Consider the following 22772-nt stretch of genomic DNA (forward strand, 5'->3'; position numbering starts at 1 on the left):
GACAAAACGGAGGAATGACTATGAAGCTTTCTAAGATTGCGGCCCTGTTTATGGTGCCGGTATTGGCCTTGTGCCTTGTGGCATGTTCGGCGCCCGGTGGCAATGTGAGCGAATCTGCGAGCTCCGATCCTAAGATCGCAGAACTCACTGCGCAGAAGCCGGCCAATGCCGACGAGGCCGCCGAGCTGTATGCGAAGCTCATGCAGAAGGAGAACGAGATCTTTTCGAGTGATAACGCGCTGTGGGAAAAGGTATTCAATGCGGCAAATAAAGACTCGGCAATGATTGAGGACGGCAGCAATTACGGCGATTTTCTGCTCAAGACCATCGACGGCGCCAAGGATAAGTTCACGGCGGATGAGCTTAAGACGCTCAAGGCCGGTGCGCAGCAGATCAAGGAGATCGAGGACAAGCTCGAGAGCCTGGAGAAGGAGTTCCCCGGCTGTGGAAGCACGCCGAGTGCAGGCGAGAGCGTCGACGCTTCGACCGCTGGCATGACGGCCGGTGCCAATGCTTCGAGCGAGGCGACGAAGTTCCCCAGCTTTACGGGCAAGGACTTGGATGGCAACGACGTGAGCAGCGACGAGCTGTTCTCTAAGAACAAAGTCACCGTCATGAACTTCTGGTTCACTACTTGCAAGCCGTGCGTGGGCGAGCTGGGCGATCTTGAGAAACTGAATCAGGAGCTTGCCGAGAAGGGCGGCCAGGTCGTGGGCGTCAATTCCTTTACGCTCGATGGCAACAAGGGCGAGATTGCAGATGCCAAGGACGTGCTGAGCAAGAAGGGCGTGACATATAAGAACATCTGGTTCAAGTCGGATAGCGAGGCCGGTAAGTTTACGTCAAATCTGTTCTCGTTCCCGACAACGTATGTCATCGATCAGAATGGCAACATCGTAGGGGATCCAATCGTGGGAGCCATCAGCTCCGCCGAGCAGCGCGCAGCACTCGACAAGCTTATCGACCAGGCGATTGCGAATAGCGAGCAGTAAAAAACGCGTAAAGCATGGCGAGGATCGTGCGCCGCTGTGCGGAGTAGTCCGCTGCCTTTCAAGATAATCTCCACCATATAGAGGCCCCACTTGGGGCCTCTTCTTTTGGGCGCCATCCCGTTCGTTTTTTGATGCGGTTCCCTACATTCCTCACTGGCTCCGGCAAAAAATGGGGATAGAGTAGGACAAACGCGTCGAATACGAACGGCGGGGGAGAGCGGGCAAGTGCGCCCGCGTGGGGGAGGTTGCCGTCCATGTTGGAGCTCAAAGGTATTTGCAAAAGGTACGTCACGCAGTCGTTTACGCAGGTGGCGCTCGACAGCGTAAGCCTGTCTTTTCGCGATAACGAGTTCGTGGCCATTCTGGGTCCCTCGGGCTCGGGCAAAACTACGATGCTCAACGTTATCGGTGGGCTCGATCATTTCGATTCTGGCGACCTGCTCATCGACGGTATTTCGACCAAGGATTTTCACGATCGCGATTGGGATGCCTATCGCAACAACCGTATCGGCTTTGTGTTCCAGAGCTATAACCTCATTCCGCATCAGACCATTTTGGAAAACGTGGAGCTGGCGCTCACGCTCACGGGCGTGGGGCATGCCGAGCGCCGCCAGCGTGCGCGCGAGGCGTTGGAGAAAGTCGGCCTGGGCGAGCACGTTAACAAACGTCCGAGCCAGCTTTCCGGCGGACAGATGCAGCGCGTGGCCATCGCCCGCGCCCTGATTAACGATCCCGAGATCGTGCTGGCAGACGAGCCGACCGGCGCTTTGGATTCAACGACATCCGTACAGGTCATGGATCTGCTCAAGGACGTGGCGCGCGACCGCCTGGTTATCATGGTCACGCACAATCCCGAGCTGGCGTACCAATACGCCACGCGCATCGTCAACCTGGCGGACGGCAAGATCACCGACGATTCCGACCCCTTCGATGTCGCTGACGCCACGCGCCGCGAGGCAAAGCCTACGCGCAAAACCTCGATGAGCTTTGTGACGGCGCTGGGGCTTTCTGCCCGCAACCTTATGACCAAGAAGGGCCGTACGGCCATGACGGCCTTTGCGGGGTCGATTGGCATTATCGGCATCGCGGCGATTCTTGCGCTGTCCAACGGCGTAAACGGCTACATCAAAAAGGTCGAGGAGGATACGCTCTCGAGCTACCCGCTCACCATTTCCAAGCAGGATTACGACCTGTCGTCCATGATGGGCGGACAGGGGGCCACAGATGACGAGGCGTCCAACGGCGAGGATTCGTCCGACGACGGTACCGACGGCAAGGCTCAGGGAACCGATAAGATTCCCGTGGTCACGGCCGTAAAGGATATGTTTGCGAGCGTTAAGTCCAACGACATGACGAGCTTTAAGGCATGGCTCGATGCCGGTGGCGACGGCATCGATAAAGAAGTCAACGCCATTCAGTACGGCTACGGTATATCGCCGGTTGTCTATCGTGCCGGCAAGGGCGACGAGAAGCCCGTCCGGCTTGTTCCCAACGCTATGACCGAGGCCATGAGCGGAGGCGCAAGTTCGGCGGCAACGGTGAGCATGGAATCCATGGGAACCACGGTCTTCAACGAGATGATCGACGACCAGAGCCTGCTCGACAGCCAGTACGATGTCGTCGCTGGCCATTGGCCTACGTCCGCCAACGAAGCCGTGATGGTGCTTTCGAGCCGTGGCACGGTGGGCGATTACACGCTCTACAGCATCGGTGCGCTGGATATTGATGAGCTCAATGACCTGGTTAACAGCGCCATGGCGGCCGACGGTGGGGTCGAAACGCCCGAGACCGGCACCGACTTTACCTACGACGATGCGCTGTCCACGACGTTTAAGGTGCTGTTGCCGGCCGATGCGTATCGCAAAAACGAAGAGACCGGCATGTGGACCGATATGTCTGGCGACGCCGACTTTATGTCCGCCAAGGTTGCCGACGGTATCGACGTGCACATTGTGGGCGTGGTGCGACCCAACGAGACGGCCAACGCGAGCGCGTTGTCCCCGGGCATTGCCTACACGCATGCGCTGACTCGCCAGCTTATGGAGCGCGCCGCCGATTCGCAGATTGTGCAGGAGCAACTCGCCCACCCCGAGACGGATGTCTTTACGGGCAAGTCTTTCGATGAGCTGCAGGGCGAGGCCAAACAAGGCGTGGATCTGGGCAGTATGTTCAGCGTGGATGAGGCGGCGCTGAAGAGCGCGTTCTCGTTCGATGCGTCTGCGCTCTCGGGTGCGGCCGGCGGTATGGACCTGTCTGGTCTTGACTTGTCCGGGCTGGACATTGACCTTTCGGGCGTTGGGAAGGACATCGACTTCAGCGACATCATGGCCAAAGCGCCAGCCCCAGATTTCTCGGGTATCTTTGACGGTCTGGAACTCACGCCCGAGCAAATGCAGCAGGTGGGAACGCTAGCCAACCAGCTGTTTGAGGGCTTTTTGCAGTCTGATCAGTTTAAGGCACTGACACCCGAAGATCTTAAGGACGCGTCAAAGCTCGCTGCCGCGTTCTCGACGTATCTTGAGAGTGATACGGCAGCCCAGCAAATTCTGGCCCAGCTCAAAGCGCTCGGCGGCGATGCCCTGGCCGAGCGCCTGCAACAGACGATGACCGACTATGTTCAAAAGCAGCTGGCTCCGTATCTGCAGCAGGCTATGGATCAGGTGATGAAGGCAATCAGCGAGCAGATAGCGTCGACGGTATCGTCCCAGCTTAAAGCAGGCGCGACGGGGCTCATGGGACAGATGGCGACGCAGATGTCTTCGAGTTTTGCCAACCTGGCGAGCGCCATGCACGTGGATGGGAGTGCCTTTGCTCGTGCTATCCATTTCAACATGGACGCCGAGGACCTGAGCTCGCTCATGATGAGCTATGCGAAGGCATCGAAACTCACCTACGACAACAACCTGACCACGCTGGGCTATGCAGACGAGGCAGACCCCATCTCGGTCAAGATTTTCCCGCGTGACTTTGAGGCTAAGGAGCGTGTGCTCGATCACATCGATGCGTACAACAAGCAGGTCAAAGCCGTCGGCCACGATGAGCAGGCGATCTCGTACACCGACTACATGGGTATCATCATGGGCTCGGTGACCGACATCGTGAACACCATCAGCTTGGTGCTCATCGCATTCGTGAGTATCAGCCTGGTGGTGAGCTCCATCATGATCGGCATCATCACCTACATCAGCGTGCTGGAACGCAAAAAGGAGATTGGCATCCTGCGTGCGATTGGCGCGTCGAAGCGCAACGTGGCCAACGTATTCAATGCCGAGACCTTTATCGAGGGCCTCATCGCCGGCGTCTTTGCCATTGTCGTTGTGATGGCCGTGAGCTTTCCGGTTAATGCCTGGGCGCTTGCTGCCAAACAGGTCCCCAATCTGATGAGCCTGCCCGTGCGGGATGCGCTGGTGCTCATTGCAATTTCGGTACTGCTGACGGTTGTCGCTGGCCTGCTGCCGGCCCGCAGCGCATCCAAAAAAGATCCCGTTGAGGCCCTGCGCTCCGAATAATGTGACAAGGGACGGTCCCTTTGTCACATTGAGCGGCTTGTGAATTCGAGGTCTAATACTTTTCCGAGAAGTGAACGAGTCAAAATGGACCCCCGAAGCATCGACGCTTTTGAGATGTAATTTCCTGCGGTTTTGATTGTTGAATCCTGCGGTTTTGGCGTCAGAAAATGTCGATGCTTCGGGGGTCCAAAAACGGTCGTTCACTTCTCGGAAAAGTATTAGACCTCGAGATATAGACGATGTTCGCGAGCGGCAATTAGAGCGTAAGCCTTTAGTTCTTCTTTGCAGAGAGCATGAGCCTAATTTCCGGATGGGTGTATTCGTCGAACTCTTCTTTGGGCTCGGTGTCAAAGGCGTAGTACAACCTGATGGATTCGCCCTCCGTCTTGATGCTGATTTCTTCATATAGGGAGCCGGCTAAAAATGCCTGCTTAAATTCATCCGACAGGCTGCATGGCGTGAGCAGGTCCGGTGTGTCAACGGAAACGTCCAGCCCATTGAGCGGGGCACAGAGCGTCGCGATATCCTGCTCGGCGCGGGCGAGGTTGTCTGCAAGGCTTGCCTCGGGGTCGATCTGACTGACGTAATCGACGTCCGTGAGCGTGCCGTCTACATCAAAAGAAAGGTAGACATAGGCAGCTTGAGCGCCAAGGTCATTGTCGCGCAGATAGCCGATAATGCGGTAGCCGTAGTCGTGATACGACTCGTATGGGTCGTCTGCTGCGACGCGTTCGCACACGGGCTCCAAGGCATCTTGCGCGATGACGAGCTGCTCGGCGGCTGCAGCCTTTCTTGCCTGAAGTTCGTTATTTCCCTGGACAAACTGCGGGATGTAGACGCCAAGCAGCACAATGGCGGGCACCACCGCGAGAGCTATGATTTGCTTCTTGACGCTTGGAATCGTCACGCCGTATGCGTTTGCCATGGCCTCGGCATTGCTCGAGGTTTCGGCCAGCACGTCTGCCGCCGTGGCGACTGCCCCTACGGCGCCGGCGACCTCCGCGGCGCCGCTCAGGTTGCGCGCGAGATCGTTATCACTGTTCTTGAGCAGGCGGCCGGCAGCTTGCGTGGCAAGCACGCCGGCGACCTCCGCGGAGCGGTCTTTGTTGGTTTGGGCTACCGCAAGCCTGCTCTGCAGCTCCTTCCACTGTTTGCCCTGCATTCCAAAGCGCGGCGCAAGAGCGCAATAGCAAAAGATGGCGAGTTCGATTACGGTGAGTGCGATGGCGGTATATATGCCCGCGGGTAGGAATTCCTTTTGGTGGAACGCGATATCGTTGACCATTTGGAGCGGCAACATCAACAGGCATGCTACGAACGACATGACGAGTGCGATCGCTGCGATTTTGGGGTATGTGCAGTACCGCTGGATGCGTTTCTTTTCTTGTTCGGTGAGCTGCTGCATGGGGCCTCGACTCTCATCGTTTTTCGGGGGCGATGTGCACACGCTCTTGAGTATAGATGAGTGGAGGACGTCTGTTGTTCATACATAGCGGTCAACAGCGTGCTGTTGGTGATCGTTTGATCGCGAACGTCGTCTTTTGGAGCATGAAGCCGCTGCCGATGCCCACAAACAGCAAATCGAAGGTGAATGGTTTCCCGAGAAGTGAACGACCTAATTTGGACCCCTGAAGCACCCACGTTTTTCGACGCTAAAACCGCAGGATTTTAGTGATATAACCGCAGGAATTGGCCTTCCAAAAGTGTCGATGCATCGAGGGTCCGATTTCACTCGTTCACTTCGCGGAAAACCATTCACCTTCGTTGCGTGAGGCGCCGGATGGAAGGGTGATTATCGTCAAGCTGCTGCCTCTGCCTTGTGAATCATCTGGAGCACAAGGCATAATGCATGTAACAAGGGGGCGGTTCCTTTGTCACATCCGTTGATATGAGAGAAGAGTAGATGATTCTTTCGCTTGCCCCTATGGAGGGGATTACCGGGCATGTGTTCCGTCGCGTGCATGCGGAGTGCTTCGGTGCACTCGATTGTTATTACACGCCGTTCTTGCCGCCGCCACGGGTGGGAAACCGCTTTGGCGGCAAGGCGTTTAAGGAGATCGATCCTGCCAATAACCAGGGGCTCAACGTAGTGCCTCAGCTGATGTCTAAGAACGCGGACGAGTTTGTGTGGGCGGCGCAGGTGCTCGCCGACATGGGCTATCGGGAGGTCAATCTCAACCTGGGTTGCCCTTCGGGAACGGTTGTCGCTAAGGGCAAGGGCTCGGGTTTCCTGCGCAATCTCGATGAGCTCGAGGTGTTTCTAAGCGACGTGTGCGAACGCTCTCCGCTGCCGGTGTCGGTCAAGACTAGGTTGGGGCTCGAGGACGACGGCGAATACGAGCGCGTGCTCGACCTTTACTGCCGCATGCCGCTGGCAGAGCTGATTGTGCACCCGCGCGTGCAAAAGGACCGCTATACGGGCTCGCCGCGCAAAGAGTTTTATGGCGAGACGTTGGAGCGGGCACCGTTTCCGGTGGCATACAACGGCGACATTTTTGATCTTGAGGATATGGAAGCGCTGGTGGAGGCCTATCCTGCTACGCGCCATGTGATGCTGGGGCGCGGCCTGCTCGCGAACCCCGCTCTGGCTCGTATGGTCAACGGCGGTCCTGCTGCCACGGATGCTGAGCTGCAGCGTTTCCATGACACGCTGTTTGCGGCATATGCAGAAGAGATTGGCGGCAACGCGGTCTTTCGCATGAAGGAGTGGTGGTTCTACGCCAAATGCGCTTTCGCCGACCCCACTACCGTTCACAAGCTCGTACGTAAGACCAAAAAGGTCGACGAATACCGCGCCGCCGTCGAGCGCGTCTTTCGCGAGCAGCCACTTGCACCCATAGCCCGCTTCCACGGCTAGTTGGTCGTTGGCGACGTTCTTTAACGACTAGTCATTTAAGAACGTCCAATGACTATGTTGCAAAAAGCCGTACGCCAGCATCCAAAGATGCCAAAAATGTCGACTTTGGATGCTGGCGTACATGTTTGGGTTCGGTGGGTAACTAGGCAATCATTGCATCGAGCATGATGAGCTCCCTGAGTCGCTCCGTGCGTGTTTGCCCATGGCGCTTTGCTTTTTCGTCAAACGCTTCAAGAACCGATTCGCCAACGCGTGCCGATAAGACAACGCTCGGCTCATCAGAGATTGGCGGCCTTCCCAGCTTGATAGTGCGACCTTTCGGCCATTCATCTTTCTCGTACGCCTCTGCGGCTTTTTCAAGCTCTCCAGGGGCAAATCCCATCATCTTTTCGAGCTGCTTAGCATCCATTGTGCCTCCTATCGATCGATTCCGATTTCCCTGAGCACCTTGTGCGTGGGAGGAACGAGGGCGTGAAAAATGATGTAGCCATTTTGCTCGGAGCAATACCGAGCGATAAGCTCCATGAAACGGTTTCGTCTATCAAGCCCAATGAGAACGTAATCGATGCCTCCGTTTTCAAGATCACGCCTGAACCATGCGAAAGCGGAGTTCCAAGCGCTTGTAATATCCGTCTCAGTCAGCCCGTGTTTGAGGGCATGAGGGTGAATCGCGATGAGCTCCATAAAGACCTTTCTTTTTGTATACAGCTTTGTAGACAAAAATGCAAGCAGCTAATAGAGCTAAGCGGCATTTTTAGGCTGGGCAGTTTGGCTTGAAATGGAGATTAAAGGTTTCGGTGCTTCTTTGCTTTTCAATTCGGTATGTGAGCGTCCGTTGAACTCCCAGAGGGGAGCATCTTCATAGATCGTCGAGAGGAGTTTAGAAACTTTGGCAGTTTTCTCACATTCGTAAAACTCGGGTCGTACGACAATCAGCAAGAAAGCAGCGTCATCGGCTATTTGTTGTGCTGTCGGCATGCCGTTGAGTCCAACAGAACGCATTAGTTTTGTCATGATAAAGTCGAATTCGTCTTCTCTTGCGTGAAGTTCGGCCGCTTTGAGCTCGGGGTCCTTCAAGACATATTGCTTGAGAAGCTCAGCGGATCGAATGTTCTTTATGGAGCCGTTGATGACTTCCTCATAGCGGAGCTTTTTAATTGGAAGACGTTCATGTCCAGCGAATATCGCTGCCATCCTAATGCTAACGCGCCGTTCGCGCAGCGCGCGCATCTCGTCGGTGTATTCGCTATGCCGTTCGTATTTACGATAAGAGTAACCGTAGTCATCGTAGTAATAAGGAGCTTCGTCGACAGCGTTATCGAGTTCGGGCGCTATGAGATAGAGCGTCCCGTGCTTGGACATGATGCATGGGTTGTCAATTTGCCCCGATTCATTTCTGATTTGCCAAATGGTTTCATTCACCTCAAATCTCGATACCGGATTGGGGGCGTAGGAGTTGTAGAGCTCAATTAGCTTATCGAGCGAGATGATTCCGCAGGCATCTGTGTAGGCGCGGGCAAAGCGCCATACCTCTTGATTTGGTTCAAGCGCACGGCGCTCCCAAGCATCCAAAACATCCTGCGGACTCCGATAGCGAGCATGACGATCAATGCGCGATGAACTCCAATGGTTATCTGCGGCAACGTTCATTAGGTCTAAGCGTAGATCTTTGTCTGCGATGCGAGCAAGTGACTGATAGTGGTCCAGCTCAAGCTCCGGTCGAAAAGGCGTGTCTTCTGGAACGATTCTCGCGAGCTTTATGCAGCGCTTGAGATAAGTGGGGCCCAAGCTTGGGCTAAAGTGCTGTTTGAGGTGACAAGCGATGGGCGAGAGTAGTCCATTGAGATTGGAGATGGGATATCCGGCAATCACTTGTTCGAGGCGGCGCCCAATGAGCAGCGTCCCTTCCGAAGGGGTCTCATGATTAATGTCCTTCTGCCCGAGGCACTTGGCCTCGACAATCTTACTGACATCTGAGCAAGCGCTCGAGATAGTGTCGGGCGAAAGGGTTGGAATCTTTTTTGCCATAGCGATGCACTCCTGTGAACTCACGGATAACGGAAACGTTTGGTTGTGAGTGCCGTTCTTTGATGGCGACGGCGAACAGGAGCGCGGCCTGTCTGAGAAGGACGAGTGCGGTAACCACCGATCTTACTTACCGAACCCGCCCCAGCGTGTCATTGGGGACCTCCGCGGGAGCTCTCGACCAGTCTCATACCCTGAGGTGAGTATAGCATAGAAACCAAACGCATGTTCGATTATTTCGAGAAACTGAATTCTTAATTTAGTCATCGGGGACGTTTTTCAATGACTAGTCATTTAAGAACGTCCCCGATGACTACCCAAAAACTGTACACCAGCATCCAAAGATGTCGAAAAATGTCGACTTTGGATGCTGGTGTACATGTTTGGGTCGTATAGGTTGGGGCGAGCCGGTCGCAACGCGAGTGTCAGAGTAGGTTCTCCTGCACCCACGCGATGATGTCGCTCGATTCGTAGAGTGGCTTGCCGTCGATGAACAGGCAGGGAACCTGGCGCTTTCCGCCGATGGAGATGAGTGTCTGTTCGGCATCGGAATCGGTCGAGATATTGCGCTCGGGAATGGTCACGCCGTTATCGGCCAAAAAGTGCTTGACCTTTATGCAATACGGGCAGCCGGTCATAACGTACAGCTCGAGCTCATGATCAGTAGCCATAGGTCTCCAATCGGTTGAGGTTTTGATTGAAATACCCAAAGCTGCCGCGGTCTATGCGCGGACCAGTGACAACTCGATGGCCTGGACCAGAAACGCTGTGGCGCCGGTGCCGCACGGCTTGTCGTAGTAGTCAACAAAGCGCTGGTCGGCGAGGTAGCCGTGGGCGAGTCCCAGATATGCCTCGTCCTGGGGCTCGCTGCCCCAGTTGAGAGCTATCCAGCGGCGATGCATTGCGACGAGCTTGCGAGCCTCGCTGTCTTCCGGTTCGCCATCGCCCATGGCAATCGAGAGCTGGCCCAAAATGGCGCGTTCAAGTTCCTTCATGTCGTTCCACGTCTGAGGGTCCATGTCTAGCAGCGCTTCGTTTGCCGCATTGATGGCCTCGTCGCCATAGCACGCCCGGGCCTCGGTGCCGTAGCGCTCCTCGTTTTCCTGCACGGTGCGCCAGCGCTCCAGTTGCGGCAGGACGGCGCCCATGAGCGAGACGGCTTCGTCGAGCGACATGCCGGTGTTTTGTGCCAGGCGCGGGGCGCAATCCTCGATCATTGCTTCCATCGTGGTCTCGTAGGTGTACTTGCCGTGGTCGTAGCACCATTTGCAGTAATGGTCGGTCGTGGCGCCCGTGGCATCGGTGCCGCAGTCATCGGGCGTGAGTATCATGCCGCAGCTTTGGCAGTAGCGTTCGGGCATTTCGAGTAGGTGAGACAGTGGCTCTCCGGTCACAGCGGCAATGAGCTTCATCATGTCGATGCCCGGCGTGACCTCGCCGCGCTCCCAGCGGCTGACGGCTTGGCGTGTGACGTAGAGCTTGGCGGCAAGCTGCTCTTGGGTGAGATTGTTGGCGCGGCGGACGGCGATGAGTTTTTCTGCAAAGGCCATGACGGCTCCTTTCTGCCGGTTGATGGCTTAAGCATACGCGGCGGCAGGCGCCCTTCCAAGCAACCGTTGGTTGCACGACGGGCGCCGCGGTGGGGAATTGCGCGCAGCGCCTCGTGCGCCCATGCCGTACAATGACCGGCATGGAACCTATTGCACACATACATACCGACCTGCCGCAGAAGTTTGGCATTCCGCGCAACAGCTTTTTGGCGCCTCATCTTGAGGGGCGCATTGTCTTTGAGCCGGAGTTTGCCTCTAACGCCGCGGTTGCAGGGCTCGAGTCTTTCTCGCACTTATGGCTGCTTTGGCGTTTTGAAAATGGGACGCCGGGCGGCACGGCAAAAGACATCGCCGTTGATGCCAAGACGCAGGACAAGGCTGGCACCAATGCCAAGTGGTCAAAGACCGTGCGTCCGCCGCGCCTGGGAGGTGCCGAGCGCGTGGGCGTGTTTGCCACGCGTAGCCCGTTTCGGCCCAACCCCATCGGCCTTACCTGCGTAAAGCTCGACCGCGTTGAGCTCACCGCCGATGGTCCCATCATTCATGTGCTGGGCGCCGACCTGCGCGACGGCACGCCCATCTACGATATCAAGCCCTACATTCCGTTTGCGAACTGTCATCCGGACGCGGCGGGCGGATGGATTGAGGACGCCCCGTGGCAAGAGCTCAACGTCGAGTTCCCACAAGCGCTGCAAGACAAGGTCCCGCCCGCGAAGTTGCCCGGCTTAATCGAGGTCCTTCGCCAGGATCCGCGCCGCGCTGGCAGCAAGCACGAGCCCGATCGCGTTTACCATCTGGCCTATGCTGGGCTCGACGTGTCGTTCACGGTCGACGGGGCGCAGCTTACCGTGACGGATGTCGACGAGGCGCAAAGCTAACCGCCACGGCGTTTGCGCTCCTGCCAAATTCAATCCCAAAACCCGTGCCAAAATCGTCCGCGCTGGTGGACAATAACGCCTACCGAACCAATTCGCTTTGCACGGGAGCCCAGCATGAAGTACGACTTCACCTCAATCATCGACCGCCACGGCATGGATGCCATCGCCGTTGACTCCTGGGGCGAGATCCCCGGCATGGCGCCAAACGTTCCCGACGAGGGCTTCGACCGCATCCCGATGTGGGTGGCCGACATGAACTTTGCCACGGTGCCGACGGTCCAGGAACACATCATTCAGCGTGCCCAGCACCCTATGTTTGGCTACTTTGATCCGCGCGCCGAGTACTTCGATCGCATTATCGAGTGGCAGAGCCGTCGCAACGGTGTTGAGGGCCTGCTTCCCGAGCATATTGGCTACGAAAACGGTGTGCTGGGCGGTGTCGTATCAACGCTGCGCGCGTACGTCCAGCCGGGCGATGCGGTGCTGGTCCATAGCCCCACCTACATCGGCTTTACCAAGTCCATCGAGGCCGCGGGCTACCGTATTGTTCACAGCCCGCTGAAGCTCGACGACCAGGGCGTATGGCGCATGGATTTTGAGGACATGGAGCGCAAACTCGCGCAAAACCACATCCATGCTGCCGTCTTCTGCTCGCCGCACAATCCCTGCGGCCGCGTGTGGGAGCGCGACGAGATTGGGCGCGCCATGGACATCTATCGCGAGCACGATTGCGTGGTGATCTCGGACGAGATTTGGTCTGACATCATCCGTCCCGGGTACAAGCACATTCCGACGCAGTCGGTGAGCGAGGATGCCCGCATGCGCACGGTCGCCCTTTATGCGCCCAGCAAGACCTTTAACCTCGCGGGCCTGGTTGGCAGCTACCACATCATCTACAACGAGACGCTGCGCGACCGCGCGTGCGCCGTGTCCAACAAGACACACTACAACGAGATGAACGTCCTCTCGATGCATGCGCTCATCGGCGCCTACCAGCCTCAGGGCTACGAGTGGGTGGATGAGCTCAACGAGGTCATCAAGGGCAACGTCGACTACTTCTGCGACTATGTGGACGAGCATTTCGAAGGCGTGGCCTATTCGCGTCCGCAGGGCACGTACATGGTGTTCCTGGACTGCACGGAGTGGTGCCGCGAGCATGACCGCGATATTCAATGGCTGCTCGACGAGGGCGCCCGCGTAGGTGTGGGCTATCAGGACGGCCGTCCGTTCCACGGACCCTGCCACATTCGCGTGAATCTGGCGCTGCCGCTTTCGCGCGTAAAGGAGGCGTGCGAGCGCCTGGATTGCTACGTTTTTAATGCTCGGTAAACGTTCACTTTGTTGGGACCGGGCCATATTGTTAGCTGCGAGGTCCTGCTGCCGGGGCCTTACTTTTCTTTAATCTGCTTGCCGCAGAGATGCTCAATCGTAATCTCGTACAGCTGAACGCCCTTAATGTCCTTGGCGATTTCCTCCTCGACTTCCTCGGCGATGGGGTAGTACTTGAGCGCGAGCTCACGGACCTTGTCCTCGACAAACGCGGGGGTGTCATTCGCTAGGCGGCAACGGCCAAAGACAACGGTGCTCTGCACGTAGGGCGCCCAATCGTCGTCCTTGTACCAGTCGTTGCCGTAGACGGTAAAACAGACCTTGTCGTCACGCTTGAGAGCGTCGACCTTGTGGCCCGCCTTGGCGCCGTGGAAGTAAATCTTGTCGTGCTCGGCGTCAAAGAAGTAGTTGACGGGAATGGCGTACGGATAGCCATCGTCGCCGTTGACGGCAAAGACACCGCGCTTGCAGGTGGCGAGCAGCTCGCGCGCCGCCTCGTCGGTAATGGCGCGCTTCTTTCGGCGTAGAGGCCTAAACATTGCGGGATTCCTTTCCAATCGGGCATGGTTCTTGGGGAGAGGCTATAGCGAACTGGGGCCGTGCTGCTTGATGCGGGCGAGAATGTTTTTGAGCTTTTCAAAATCGAGCGGCTTGGGCAGATGGGCGTTCATGCCGGCATCATGCGCTGCCTTAGCGTCCTCGGCAAAGGCATTGGCGGTCAGCGCGATGATGGGGATGTCGGCGGCGTCGGGCTTGCTGCTCAGGCGAATCGCGCGTGTTGCCTCGTAGCCGTCCATACCGGGCATCATGATGTCCATGAGGATGGCATCGAAGCTGCCGGCGGGACGTGAGAGATAGAGGTCGACATCTTCGTTGCCATTGGCGGCTCGGGTCACCACAACGTCCTCGGATTCCAGCAGCGCCTGGGCAATTTCGGCATTCAGGTCGTTGTCTTCGGCGAGCAGGACGTTCATGCCGGCAATCGAGCGGCTGGGCATTGCCTCGGCTGGCTTTATGTGGGCCCGAGGGTTCTTGTCGATATCGAGCGGAATCTGGACAGTGAACGTGCTGCCCACGCCGAGTTCGCTTGAAATCTCGATGGAGCCGCCCATCATGTCGATGAGCGATTTGACAATGGGCATGCCCATGCCGGTTCCCTGGAACTTGCTGCGGGCGTCGTCGCCCTCTTGGGCGAACGGCTCGTAGATATGCTTCAAAAACTCGGGCGTCATGCCAATGCCGGTGTCTTCGATGGTGAGGCAAAAGAGTGCGTGTGCGTCGTTGAGCGGTTTGACGGTAGACGAGAAGGTGACCGTGCCACCGTGCTTGTTGTATTTGATACTGTTGTCAAGCAGGTTGATGATAATCCGGCGGATATGGGTGGGGCTGCCGATCATGCTCTGGTCGACGGCATAGGGCTCGCTGGTGTTGAGCAGCGTAATGCCGCGGTCCGATGCGCGGAGTTTGCACAGCACCAAGGCATCGTCGCAGAGCTCTTTGAGGTTGAACGACTCGTGCTCGAGGGTCATCTTGTGCTCTTCGATCCTGCCCATCTCGAGGATGTCGTTGATCAGAGAGAGCAGATGGTTGGCGGCAACACGCGCTTTGGCGCGGCTTTCTCGGGCGACCTTTATATCGCCCTCTTTCAATTCCTCAATCTCAATAAGGCCCAAGATGCCGTTGAGCGGTGTGCGGATGTCGTGGCTCATACGCGTGAGGAACGCGGTCTTGGCGGCATTGGCGGCGTCGGCTTTCTGCCGCTCTTTCCGCGCGCGTTGAAGCGACCAGACAAGGATAACGATGCCGGTCAGCAAAATGCAGATGATAACGGTGGCAATGGCGGTGCGGTTGCGATAGAGGAATCGAAGCGTATCGGATTCTTGAGCCGAATACGATGTGGGGGAATAACTGTTCGCGGAGAGCGATTCGCGGGCATTGACGATGCCCTTATTAATGATTCCTAAGAGCTGGGGATTGCCGCGCGAGATCAAGCACGATAGTTCTGCTGTGTTGGTGAGTTCCTGCGTTTCGAAATCTTCGATGTCGTAGGTGTCGCGGATGGTTTCCAGACGCGTGCTGGGGACAATGATGCAACTGGCCTGTCCCTTATTGAGGGCCTTGAGCGCCTCGCTGCCGCTTGGGCACTCGGTTACCGTCGCGTCGGGGAACAGGTTCTCGAGCTCAAAACGGTTGACGATAGCGCCCTTTGTGCAAGCGATGCTCTTGAGGTCCTTGCTCAGGTCGTTGCCGCTGTGGATGGCGGTCAGGGAGACCGTTCCCATCGAGTTTGACTGGATGACCCCTATTTGTTCGGCGAGCCAGTAGTCACGAAAGAATGGCAGGGCGACATCGATGGTGCCTTCTGAAAGGGCTTCGATCATTTGTTTGGTGTCTGCGAGGGCGACTGTTTTAACGTTAATGCCAAAATTGTCGTGCAACGTCGTCGCGAGCGAGGCAAGCGACCCCTCCATTTCGCCGTCGTCATTTTGCGTGCAGTAGGGGAGCTGGTTTGTAAGATAGCCGAGCGTGATGGTGTTGTCGTTTGCTTTGAGCCAAGCGGTCTCGGCACCGGCGAGCGACGATGACCCGCTGTTTTGGGCTGAGTAATTCGCCTTGACTTCGTCGTTATAGCGGGGATTGACGCGGGCAATTGCCGCCATGGCGGCATTAATGTCGTTCATCAAGTCGGGACGGCTTTTGGGGACGGCGAAATAGTAGTCACTTGACCCAACGTAAAACATGGGGGAGGCGCTGGGCGACGAGATGGTGTCGTTCATGATGATAGCGTCGACCTCGTCGTTTGCCAGCGCCGCAAAGAGGTCGCCACCACCAGGCATTTCTTTATAGGTGCAGGTGATGCCCTCGTCGGCGAGCCACTGCTGGCCGACGATCGTTTGCATGACGCCGGGGTTGCAGCCGACGGTAAGGCCCTGGAGTGCCTGAGGGTCGCCCTTGGAAAGATCGTCGCGATCGGGCCTGGCGTAGATGTAGTAGCGCTCGGTTCCCTCGGGGTTCGAGGAGTAGAGCAGCTTTTGCGCGCGCTCCTCGGAGTACGAGATATTGGGCATGAGGTCGATCTCGCCTGCCTCGAGCATGTCCATGAGCTCGGTGAAGGTGCCGGAGACGTATTCGTATTGCCAGCCGGGGGTGTAGTACGAGAGGGTCTGCAGATACTCGTAGCCCCAGCCCGAGAGGCGCTCGCCTGGGTTGCCGTCTTGGAACCCCTCGTTGTTGATAAGCCAGCCGACGCGGACCGTTTTGATCTGCTGGTCGGTATCGGCGGCAAAGGCCGGTGCGGGCATGACGGCGCTCAGCACGGTAAGTGCGGTGAGCACGATGGCGAGGGCGCGATATATAGTTGAACGAAGGACGGCGGCAGCTCTCACGGGCAATCCTAACGAATCGAGATAACACCACGTAAGGATACCAGCTCAGATGCCCCGTTTGCCCACAGATATAGTCATTGGGGACGTTCTTAAACGACTAGTCATTGGGGACGTTCTTGAATGACTAGTCGTTTAAGAACGTCCCCAATGACTAGTTCCGTTTGCGGGGGAGGCGTGGGACAATACCGAGCGAATGCGATTGATTGTCCGCGGAAGGGGTCGCGATGAAAAAGCTCAGGACGCTTGCCGATGTGTTGCATCAGGCCGGGTTCGCCCACATAACGGGCGTGTTCCTCGTCTTTTTCTTGCTGTGCTCAACTGCCGTTTGGCTGTCCGAGCCCACGACCCTTACGTTTGGCGACGGGCTCTGGTTTAGCTTTGAGACCGTGTCGACCATCGGTTTTGGCGACATTCCGGCCGAGACACCGGTTGCCCGCGTCATCACGGTCGTTTTGAGCATCATCAGCATCTTCTACATCGCTATGCTCACGGGCGTGGCGGTGAACTACTGCAATACGCTCATCAAGATGCGCCAAAAAGACACCATGGCGCGCTTTATGGACAATCTTGAGCATTTGGAAGAGCTCGACCGCGATGAGCTCGCCGATTTGTCGCGCCGTGTGCGCGAGTATCGCCGGCGCCAACGTTAGAACGGGCGTCGCGCGTCACGACGAGGGGGACTGAATATTGAATATCACGGTATACCTGGGCGCCAGCGTCGGTAACGACCCGGCGTTTCTGCCTGCAGTGCGAGAGCTCGGCACGTGGATTGGCGCCAACGGCCACGCACTGGTATACGGCGGGTCCAAGTCGGGCCTGATGGGTGCGCTCGCCGATAGCGTGCTCGATGCCGGCGGCCACGTGACGGGCGTTGAGCCGAGCTTTTTTATCGAGGCGGAGTTCCAGCACGACGGCATCGACGACCTCATCGTGACGAGCGACATGGCCGAGCGCAAGGCGAAGATGATCGAGCTCGGCGACGCGTTCATCGCCTTCCCGGGTGGAACGGGCACGCTCGAGGAGATTGCCGAGGTCATGTCTGCCGTGTCGCTGGGGCATCTGAGCGCGCCGTGCATTCTGTATAACCTGGATGGGTACTACAACGACCTGGAGGCTTTGCTCGAGCATATGATCGAAAAGGGATTATCGAGTCCGCGTCGCCAGCAGGGCATTTACTTTGCCGAAGATTTGCACGAGATTGCCTCGATCATCAATGGCTAAGTTCTAGATTAGGCGCGCGTTGCGCCCAATGGCGCCGTTTGGGGTGCAGATGGTTGGCTCGTCTGGGCAACGCTCGCTCTACAATAAAACATACCTTTGTCGACTCTAACCACGGGAGGGCCCGATGGATAAGCTTGCAAAACCTAAAAACCGCGCGCTGTTTTTGGTCAGCGTGGCTGTGACCGGCGCATTCGCGGGTGCCGCCGTCTGGCTGTTCTTCTTTGCGATGGAGCACGGCATCGACTATCTGTGGACCGAGATTCCGCACATGTTGGGAGTGGCGTCGCCCGAGCTCGCCAGTGGCCCGTTCGGCTTTTTGCCGTATCCATTTTTCGTCTGCCTGCTGGGCGGTTTGCTGATCGGTCTGTACGAAAAGATGACGGGTGCCAAGACCGACGACCTCAACCAGGTAATGGCCAAGGTCAAGCAAGACGGACGCTACCCGTATGACAATCTGGGCAAGCTTTCGCTCGCGGCATTGCTGCCGCTGCTGTTTGGCGGAAGTATTGGACCGGAGGCCGGACTGACCGGCGTTATCGCGGGCCTGTGCAGCTGGGTCGGCGACCGCATGCGTCGCTTTGGTGCCGAGTTTAGGGAACTCACGCTGTTGGGCACCCAGGCCGCGCTGACGGCACTCTTTACCGCGCCCGTCTTTGGCTTTGTGGCCCCGCTCGCCGGCAGCGCCGATGGCGAGGACTCCGTGTCTGACGAGATCACCATCAAGCTGCCCAAGGCACAGAAGACCGTGGTCTACGGCATCGCGATTGCCGGCGGCCTGGGCACCTATCTGCTGCTCGGCCAGCTCATGGGCGGCGGCATGGGTATGCCCAGGTTCGAGGCCGCCGAGGTGGGTAACCTGGAGCTTGCCTGGCTTATCCCCCTGTCGCTGATCGGCACGGTCTGCGGCTGGCTGTACTTTGTTTCGGAGCACGCGAGCGAGGCACTAGCCCACGCGATAGGGGAGCGCCCCGTGGTCAAGGCCATGCTGGCAGGTCTGGCGCTTGCGGCTTGTGGCACGGTTCTGCCCTATACCATGTTTGCCGGCGAGACCCAGGCCGATGTGCTCATGGAAACCTACCTGACCATTCCCGCCGGCGTGCTTATCGCAACCGGCCTGGTCAAGGCCATGCTGACGCCCGCCCTCATTACCATGGGCTGGCGCGGCGGCCATTTCTTCCCCGTCATCTTCTCGGGCGTAAGCCTGGGCTACGGCCTTGCCATCCTCACCGGTGCCGATCCGGTCTTTTGCGTTGCCGTCTGCACCGCCTCGACGATGGGCGCCGTCATGCGCCAGCCCGTCATGGTCGTGGGCCTGCTGCTCATGTGCTTCCCGCTCAAGGGCATCGTCTGCATGATCATCGCCGCCGTCATCGCCGCCGGTATTCCACTACCCAAGCCGCTGCGCAAGTAGTGCGCTGCTCGTCTGGGCTTATTCCATAACCCGTTTTGAAAGAAGCCGCGCGGGGCCGTATGTCTACGGCCCCGCGCGGCTGTCATTTAGAGCTTCCTCAGCACGATTGCGATGGTGTTGAGATACTCGAGGGCGCCCGCTTCAACGGCGGCACGGTCGCCCGCTGCGTATTCGTTGTCACAGACGAGCCAGTCTGCCCATGCTTCGTTGGTGCAGAGCATGGTCTGCATCGAGACAATCTCGACGCCGGTGGTCTGCTCGATCATGGCGTGCCACCAGGTCATATCGTGCATGTAATCGAGCTGCTCGGGTGTCCAAGACGTGAGCAGACAGTCCGGCAGCTTGTCGTGGCAGTCGCGGACCATGCCGGGAATGCTCAAATAAAGCATGCCCTCGTGCTTAACATAGGGGAGCAGGCGCTCGCCCAGATAGTGAGAGTCGCGGCCATAGTAGTTGTACGAGTCGATGCTCACGACTGCATCAAAAAAGTCATGCTCAAACGGCAAGCCTTGCGAGGCGTCCGCTTTAACAGGGCGAATGGTGTCGCGGGGAATACCGAGTGAATCGAAGAACGCGCGGTTCTCGACGGGGTCGCTCCAGAGGTCGACAGCGTAGGTGTCAAACCCGTATTCGCGGGCGAGCAGGGCACTGGTGATACCGGTGCCCGATCCAAGGTCGCAGACGCGGGCGCCGCAGGGAATACTTGCATCGCAAAGGAGCTCCTCGCAGAGCTTGAGGGGGTTCGGCCCCATAATCTTAGAACGCACGAGCGCCGTATCGAAGCTGTTGGCTTTTGGGAAGGATTGAGATTCCTGGGATTGCATTGTTCTTTCCTATCAGGTGCAAATTGGCAGATGACGGAGGCGGAACGGCGTAACAAACCACGGTCGTTGCACGGCCGTTTCCATGGTTCTATGCGATTGACCGTTCCCTAAAGAACAATGACCAAAAAGACATCCCCTTGGATGATCGAGATTGGGCCAAGGCCCGTGACGCATTTATTGTAGGACGTTACGCGCTGGCGGGGGGTATGCCATTTGTCATAGTTTTGCCGGTGGATTGAACCCCGTTCGTTTCCGCTGCTATTTCCATATCGCGAGCGCGGCGGTGCCCAAAACGATGAGGGCTAGTCCGATGGCGCTGCGGCGCGAGAGCTTTTCGTTGAAGGCCAGGTGCGCGAACAGCACCGAAACAAGGATCGAGAGCTTGTCGATCTGTACCACGACGCTTACCTGCCCGGCGGCAATGGCGTAGTAGTAGAACAGCCACGACGCGCCGGTTGCAATGCCCGATGCTGCGAGAAACGCGAGTTCATGTCGGTCAACGCGCACTACCTGTCCCAGTTTTCCCTTGGCGGCAACGATTGCCCATGCCATGACGAGTACCACGCAGGTACGGATCGCCGTTGCCAGATTGGACTCGACGCCCTCGATGCCAACCTTGGCAAGGATGGACGTGAGCGCCGCGAAAACGGCGGCGCCGATGGCGTAGGCAAGCCAGGTTCGGTCTTGCTTCTGGCCCACGCCAACTGACTGCCTCTTCTCAATCATCAGGAACGTGCCGAGGGCGATTGCGGCCGTCCCGATAAGCTTTACGGTCAGATTGCTCGTCTCGCCAAAGAGAGCAATGGCGATCAGCGCGGCGAGTACGGTGCTCATCTTGTCGACCGGTACGACCTTATTGACGTCTCCAATGCTGAGCGCCTTGAAGTAGCAGATCCACGAAGCGCCAGTGGCAAGTCCTGAGAGGACGAGGAATAGCCAAGCCTTGGCGGGAATACCGCCGATGGACCCGATGGATCCAGAAATGCCCGCCATTACCCAGGCAAATACGAGCACCACGCAGGTGCGGATGGCGGTGGCGATATCGGAATCGGTGTGTTTGATGCCGCATTTGGCCAGGATAGATGTGATGCCGGCAAAGAATGCCGATGCAAACGCTGCAACAACCCACGACACGGGTGCGGCGCCTCCTCAAGAACGACTGCGCCAGATCTGCGGCGCTCGTCCGATGATACCGCTTGCGGCTACAGGTCGCGTGCGCGATAAACCTTGGTGCTGACGGCGTAGCTGATCATGAATAGCACGAACGCAAGGACGGCTATGCCGGCGCACAGACATCCGATAACGGCGGGGTCGGGATTCGCCCCGGCAATCGACATGAGCCAGTTGCTGATGGGGTTGGAGGAGCTCAGCGTGGCCATGGCAAGGCATCCGAGCAGGGCGAACAGGCCGACGGAAAGGCGCAGCGCCTCCATGTGTCCAAATCGAAAGAACAGCGGCTGTGCCAAAAACACCATCATGAGGGAGATGAGCATCGATGCTGCCGAGGCTATTGCGATCTCAAAGACGGTTTGTCCCGTCGAGGGCATGCCCGCGCTGTTGAAGAGCGGGATAGAGACGATGCCCAGAAGCGCGGCGGCGCATGCCATGACGGCCGAGAAGACAATGATGCTCAGGTAGCGTGCACAGATGATGTCTATGCGCGAGATGGGCAGCGTTGCCCGATAGCGCTCCCATCCGTTTTGATTGTCGTAGCCGGCCAGCGAGTTCATGACCACGATGGGCGACATGGCACTGACCGCGCAGGCGCCGGCGCTCATACCGGAATCGCCATCCGATGCGTTGGCGAGGGTCAGTACGACGAAGATGAACAGGCCGACGCCCGCAATGCTCGGGACAAGCGTGCGGACGATGGCGAGCTCAGACATAAAGGCGCGTTTCATTTCGAAGCCCCTTTCAGCATGAGGCGAAGATAGTCATCAATGGTTGCCCGGTCGCAGGGAATCTCGGGGAAGGCCTCGAGCACATCGCGACGGTTGGGCACGAGCACGTCCACGCTATAGGCGTGGTGGGCGGCACGGGCGCCTTCGACGCAAGCCATGAGCTCGGACGCCTGTGCTTGGGTGCAGTGGGCGATGCCGGCTCGGTCGGTAATGTCCTCGCGCGGCAGGTCAAACACAATCGAGCCGTTATCGATGCAGATGACGCGGTCGGCAGTGCGATCGAGGTCGGATGTAATGTGGCTCGAGAGCAGCACGCTGTGCTGGCCGTCGGCGACAAAGGTAAGCAACTCGTCGAGCAGTTCCTCGCGCGCCATGGGATCAAGGCCTGCGGTGGCTTCGTCCAAAACGAGCAGCTTGGCATTGTGGCTGAGCGCACAGGCGAGCTGCAGCTTCATGCCCATGCCGCGGGAGAGGTCCTTGACCTTTGTCTTGGGATCGAGGCCAAATCGGTCGATGAATCCGGCGAACGTTTCGCAGCTCCACGTGGGGTATGCCGGGCCTACGAGCCTCTCGATCTGGCCCACCTTGAGCGTGGAGGGGAAGGGGCATGTGTCCAGGACAAGACCGACGCGGGAGCGCAGATGGCTTTGCGATTCATCGGGCGTGTCGGCGCCATAGCGCTGCCCAAACAGGTGTACCTCGCCGGCATCGAGCTTTATAAGCCCGAGTGCGGCTCGAATCGTCGTTGTCTTGCCGGCACCGTTTGCTCCCACAAAGCCGACAATTTGGCCGGGCTCCACAGCAAGCGTGACGTCACGCAACGAAAAACGGTCGCTCACGCGGCGCGATACGCCTTTGAGTTCTAGCAAATTTTGCATGGTATAGCCTT

The 22772-nt window shown here is 57.8% G+C and carries 20 protein-coding genes; 8 read left to right on the top strand and 12 right to left on the bottom strand.

Features of this window, described 5'->3' with window-relative positions:
* Window positions 1-20: 20 nt before the first annotated feature.
* On the top strand, window positions 21-992 hold the full coding sequence (locus OIL88_03985) for a TlpA family protein disulfide reductase (protein ID HJI71530.1): 972 nt from the start codon (window positions 21-23) through the stop codon (window positions 990-992).
* A 254-nt stretch (window positions 993-1246) separates the two neighbouring features.
* On the top strand, window positions 1247-4501 hold the full coding sequence (locus OIL88_03990) for an ATP-binding cassette domain-containing protein (GenBank protein HJI71531.1): 3255 nt from the start codon (window positions 1247-1249) through the stop codon (window positions 4499-4501).
* A 271-nt stretch (window positions 4502-4772) separates the two neighbouring features.
* Here OIL88_03990 and OIL88_03995 read toward each other — a convergent pair whose 3' ends face one another.
* Entirely contained in the window at window positions 4773-5825 is a 1053-nt protein-coding gene (locus tag OIL88_03995; protein HJI71532.1) for a hypothetical protein, read from the bottom strand.
* 579 nt (window positions 5826-6404) lie between these two features.
* Between OIL88_03995 and OIL88_04000 the strand changes: the two genes are divergently transcribed.
* A complete protein-coding gene (locus tag OIL88_04000; GenBank protein ID HJI71533.1) occupies window positions 6405-7358 on the top strand; it encodes a tRNA-dihydrouridine synthase family protein in 954 nt (317 codons plus the stop codon).
* A gap of 142 nt (window positions 7359-7500) precedes the next feature.
* Here OIL88_04000 and OIL88_04005 read toward each other — a convergent pair whose 3' ends face one another.
* The 5 genes from OIL88_04005 to OIL88_04025 form a co-directional block, all read right to left on the bottom strand.
* Window positions 7501-7767 (bottom strand): ribbon-helix-helix protein, CopG family, encoded by a 267-nt coding sequence (locus OIL88_04005; protein HJI71534.1) that lies wholly within the window; start codon window positions 7765-7767, stop codon window positions 7501-7503.
* A gap of 8 nt (window positions 7768-7775) precedes the next feature.
* On the bottom strand, window positions 7776-8042 hold the full coding sequence (locus OIL88_04010; protein HJI71535.1) for a hypothetical protein: 267 nt from the start codon (window positions 8040-8042) through the stop codon (window positions 7776-7778).
* A gap of 57 nt (window positions 8043-8099) precedes the next feature.
* Window positions 8100-9386, bottom strand: coding sequence for a hypothetical protein (locus OIL88_04015; GenBank protein HJI71536.1), 1287 nt, complete (start codon window positions 9384-9386; stop codon window positions 8100-8102).
* Window positions 9387-9808: 422 nt separating this feature from the next.
* Complete coding sequence (locus tag OIL88_04020) at window positions 9809-10054, bottom strand: glutaredoxin (protein HJI71537.1); 246 nt, start codon at window positions 10052-10054, stop codon at window positions 9809-9811.
* A gap of 51 nt (window positions 10055-10105) precedes the next feature.
* Window positions 10106-10933 carry a zinc ribbon domain-containing protein gene (locus tag OIL88_04025; GenBank protein HJI71538.1) on the bottom strand — a complete coding sequence of 276 codons (828 nt, stop codon included), beginning with the start codon at window positions 10931-10933 and terminating at the stop codon, window positions 10106-10108.
* Between the two features lie 140 nt (window positions 10934-11073).
* On the opposite strand from OIL88_04025, the gene OIL88_04030 reads away from it, so the two are divergent.
* Window positions 11074-11811 carry a tRNA (N6-threonylcarbamoyladenosine(37)-N6)-methyltransferase TrmO gene (locus OIL88_04030; protein HJI71539.1) on the top strand — a complete coding sequence of 246 codons (738 nt, stop codon included), beginning with the start codon at window positions 11074-11076 and terminating at the stop codon, window positions 11809-11811.
* Between the two features lie 114 nt (window positions 11812-11925).
* Window positions 11926-13140: an aminotransferase class I/II-fold pyridoxal phosphate-dependent enzyme gene (locus OIL88_04035; GenBank protein ID HJI71540.1), complete on the top strand. Its 1215-nt coding sequence runs from the start codon at window positions 11926-11928 to the stop codon at window positions 13138-13140.
* 59 nt (window positions 13141-13199) lie between these two features.
* On the opposite strand, the gene OIL88_04040 is transcribed toward OIL88_04035, so the two are convergent.
* Window positions 13200-13679, bottom strand: a complete 480-nt coding sequence (locus OIL88_04040; protein ID HJI71541.1) for a pyridoxamine 5'-phosphate oxidase family protein — start codon at window positions 13677-13679, stop codon at window positions 13200-13202.
* A gap of 42 nt (window positions 13680-13721) precedes the next feature.
* Window positions 13722-16526 carry a transporter substrate-binding domain-containing protein gene (locus tag OIL88_04045; GenBank protein HJI71542.1) on the bottom strand — a complete coding sequence of 935 codons (2805 nt, stop codon included), beginning with the start codon at window positions 16524-16526 and terminating at the stop codon, window positions 13722-13724.
* A 224-nt stretch (window positions 16527-16750) separates the two neighbouring features.
* Here OIL88_04045 and OIL88_04050 point away from each other — a divergent pair, with 224 nt between their 5' ends.
* From OIL88_04050 to OIL88_04060, 3 genes are all read left to right on the top strand, one after another.
* Window positions 16751-17176 carry a potassium channel family protein gene (locus tag OIL88_04050; protein ID HJI71543.1) on the top strand — a complete coding sequence of 142 codons (426 nt, stop codon included), beginning with the start codon at window positions 16751-16753 and terminating at the stop codon, window positions 17174-17176.
* A gap of 37 nt (window positions 17177-17213) precedes the next feature.
* A complete protein-coding gene (locus tag OIL88_04055) occupies window positions 17214-17747 on the top strand; it encodes a TIGR00730 family Rossman fold protein (protein ID HJI71544.1) in 534 nt (177 codons plus the stop codon).
* A 124-nt stretch (window positions 17748-17871) separates the two neighbouring features.
* A complete protein-coding gene (locus tag OIL88_04060) occupies window positions 17872-19158 on the top strand; it encodes a chloride channel protein (GenBank protein HJI71545.1) in 1287 nt (428 codons plus the stop codon).
* A gap of 86 nt (window positions 19159-19244) precedes the next feature.
* On the opposite strand, the gene OIL88_04065 is transcribed toward OIL88_04060, so the two are convergent.
* The 4 genes from OIL88_04065 to OIL88_04080 form a co-directional block, all read right to left on the bottom strand.
* On the bottom strand, window positions 19245-19982 hold the full coding sequence (locus OIL88_04065) for a class I SAM-dependent methyltransferase (protein HJI71546.1): 738 nt from the start codon (window positions 19980-19982) through the stop codon (window positions 19245-19247).
* 258 nt (window positions 19983-20240) lie between these two features.
* A complete protein-coding gene (locus OIL88_04070) occupies window positions 20241-21116 on the bottom strand; it encodes an EamA family transporter (protein HJI71547.1) in 876 nt (291 codons plus the stop codon).
* 68 nt (window positions 21117-21184) lie between these two features.
* Window positions 21185-21883, bottom strand: coding sequence for an ABC-2 transporter permease (locus OIL88_04075; protein HJI71548.1), 699 nt, complete (start codon window positions 21881-21883; stop codon window positions 21185-21187).
* Window positions 21880-22761 (bottom strand): ABC transporter ATP-binding protein, encoded by an 882-nt coding sequence (locus tag OIL88_04080; GenBank protein HJI71549.1) that lies wholly within the window; start codon window positions 22759-22761, stop codon window positions 21880-21882. Before OIL88_04080 ends, OIL88_04075 begins: the two co-directional genes overlap by 4 nt.
* Between the last annotated feature and the right edge of the window lie 11 nt (window positions 22762-22772).

The organism is Coriobacteriaceae bacterium (assembly GCA_025992855.1).
Taxonomy (GTDB): Bacteria; Actinomycetota; Coriobacteriia; order Coriobacteriales; family Coriobacteriaceae; genus Collinsella.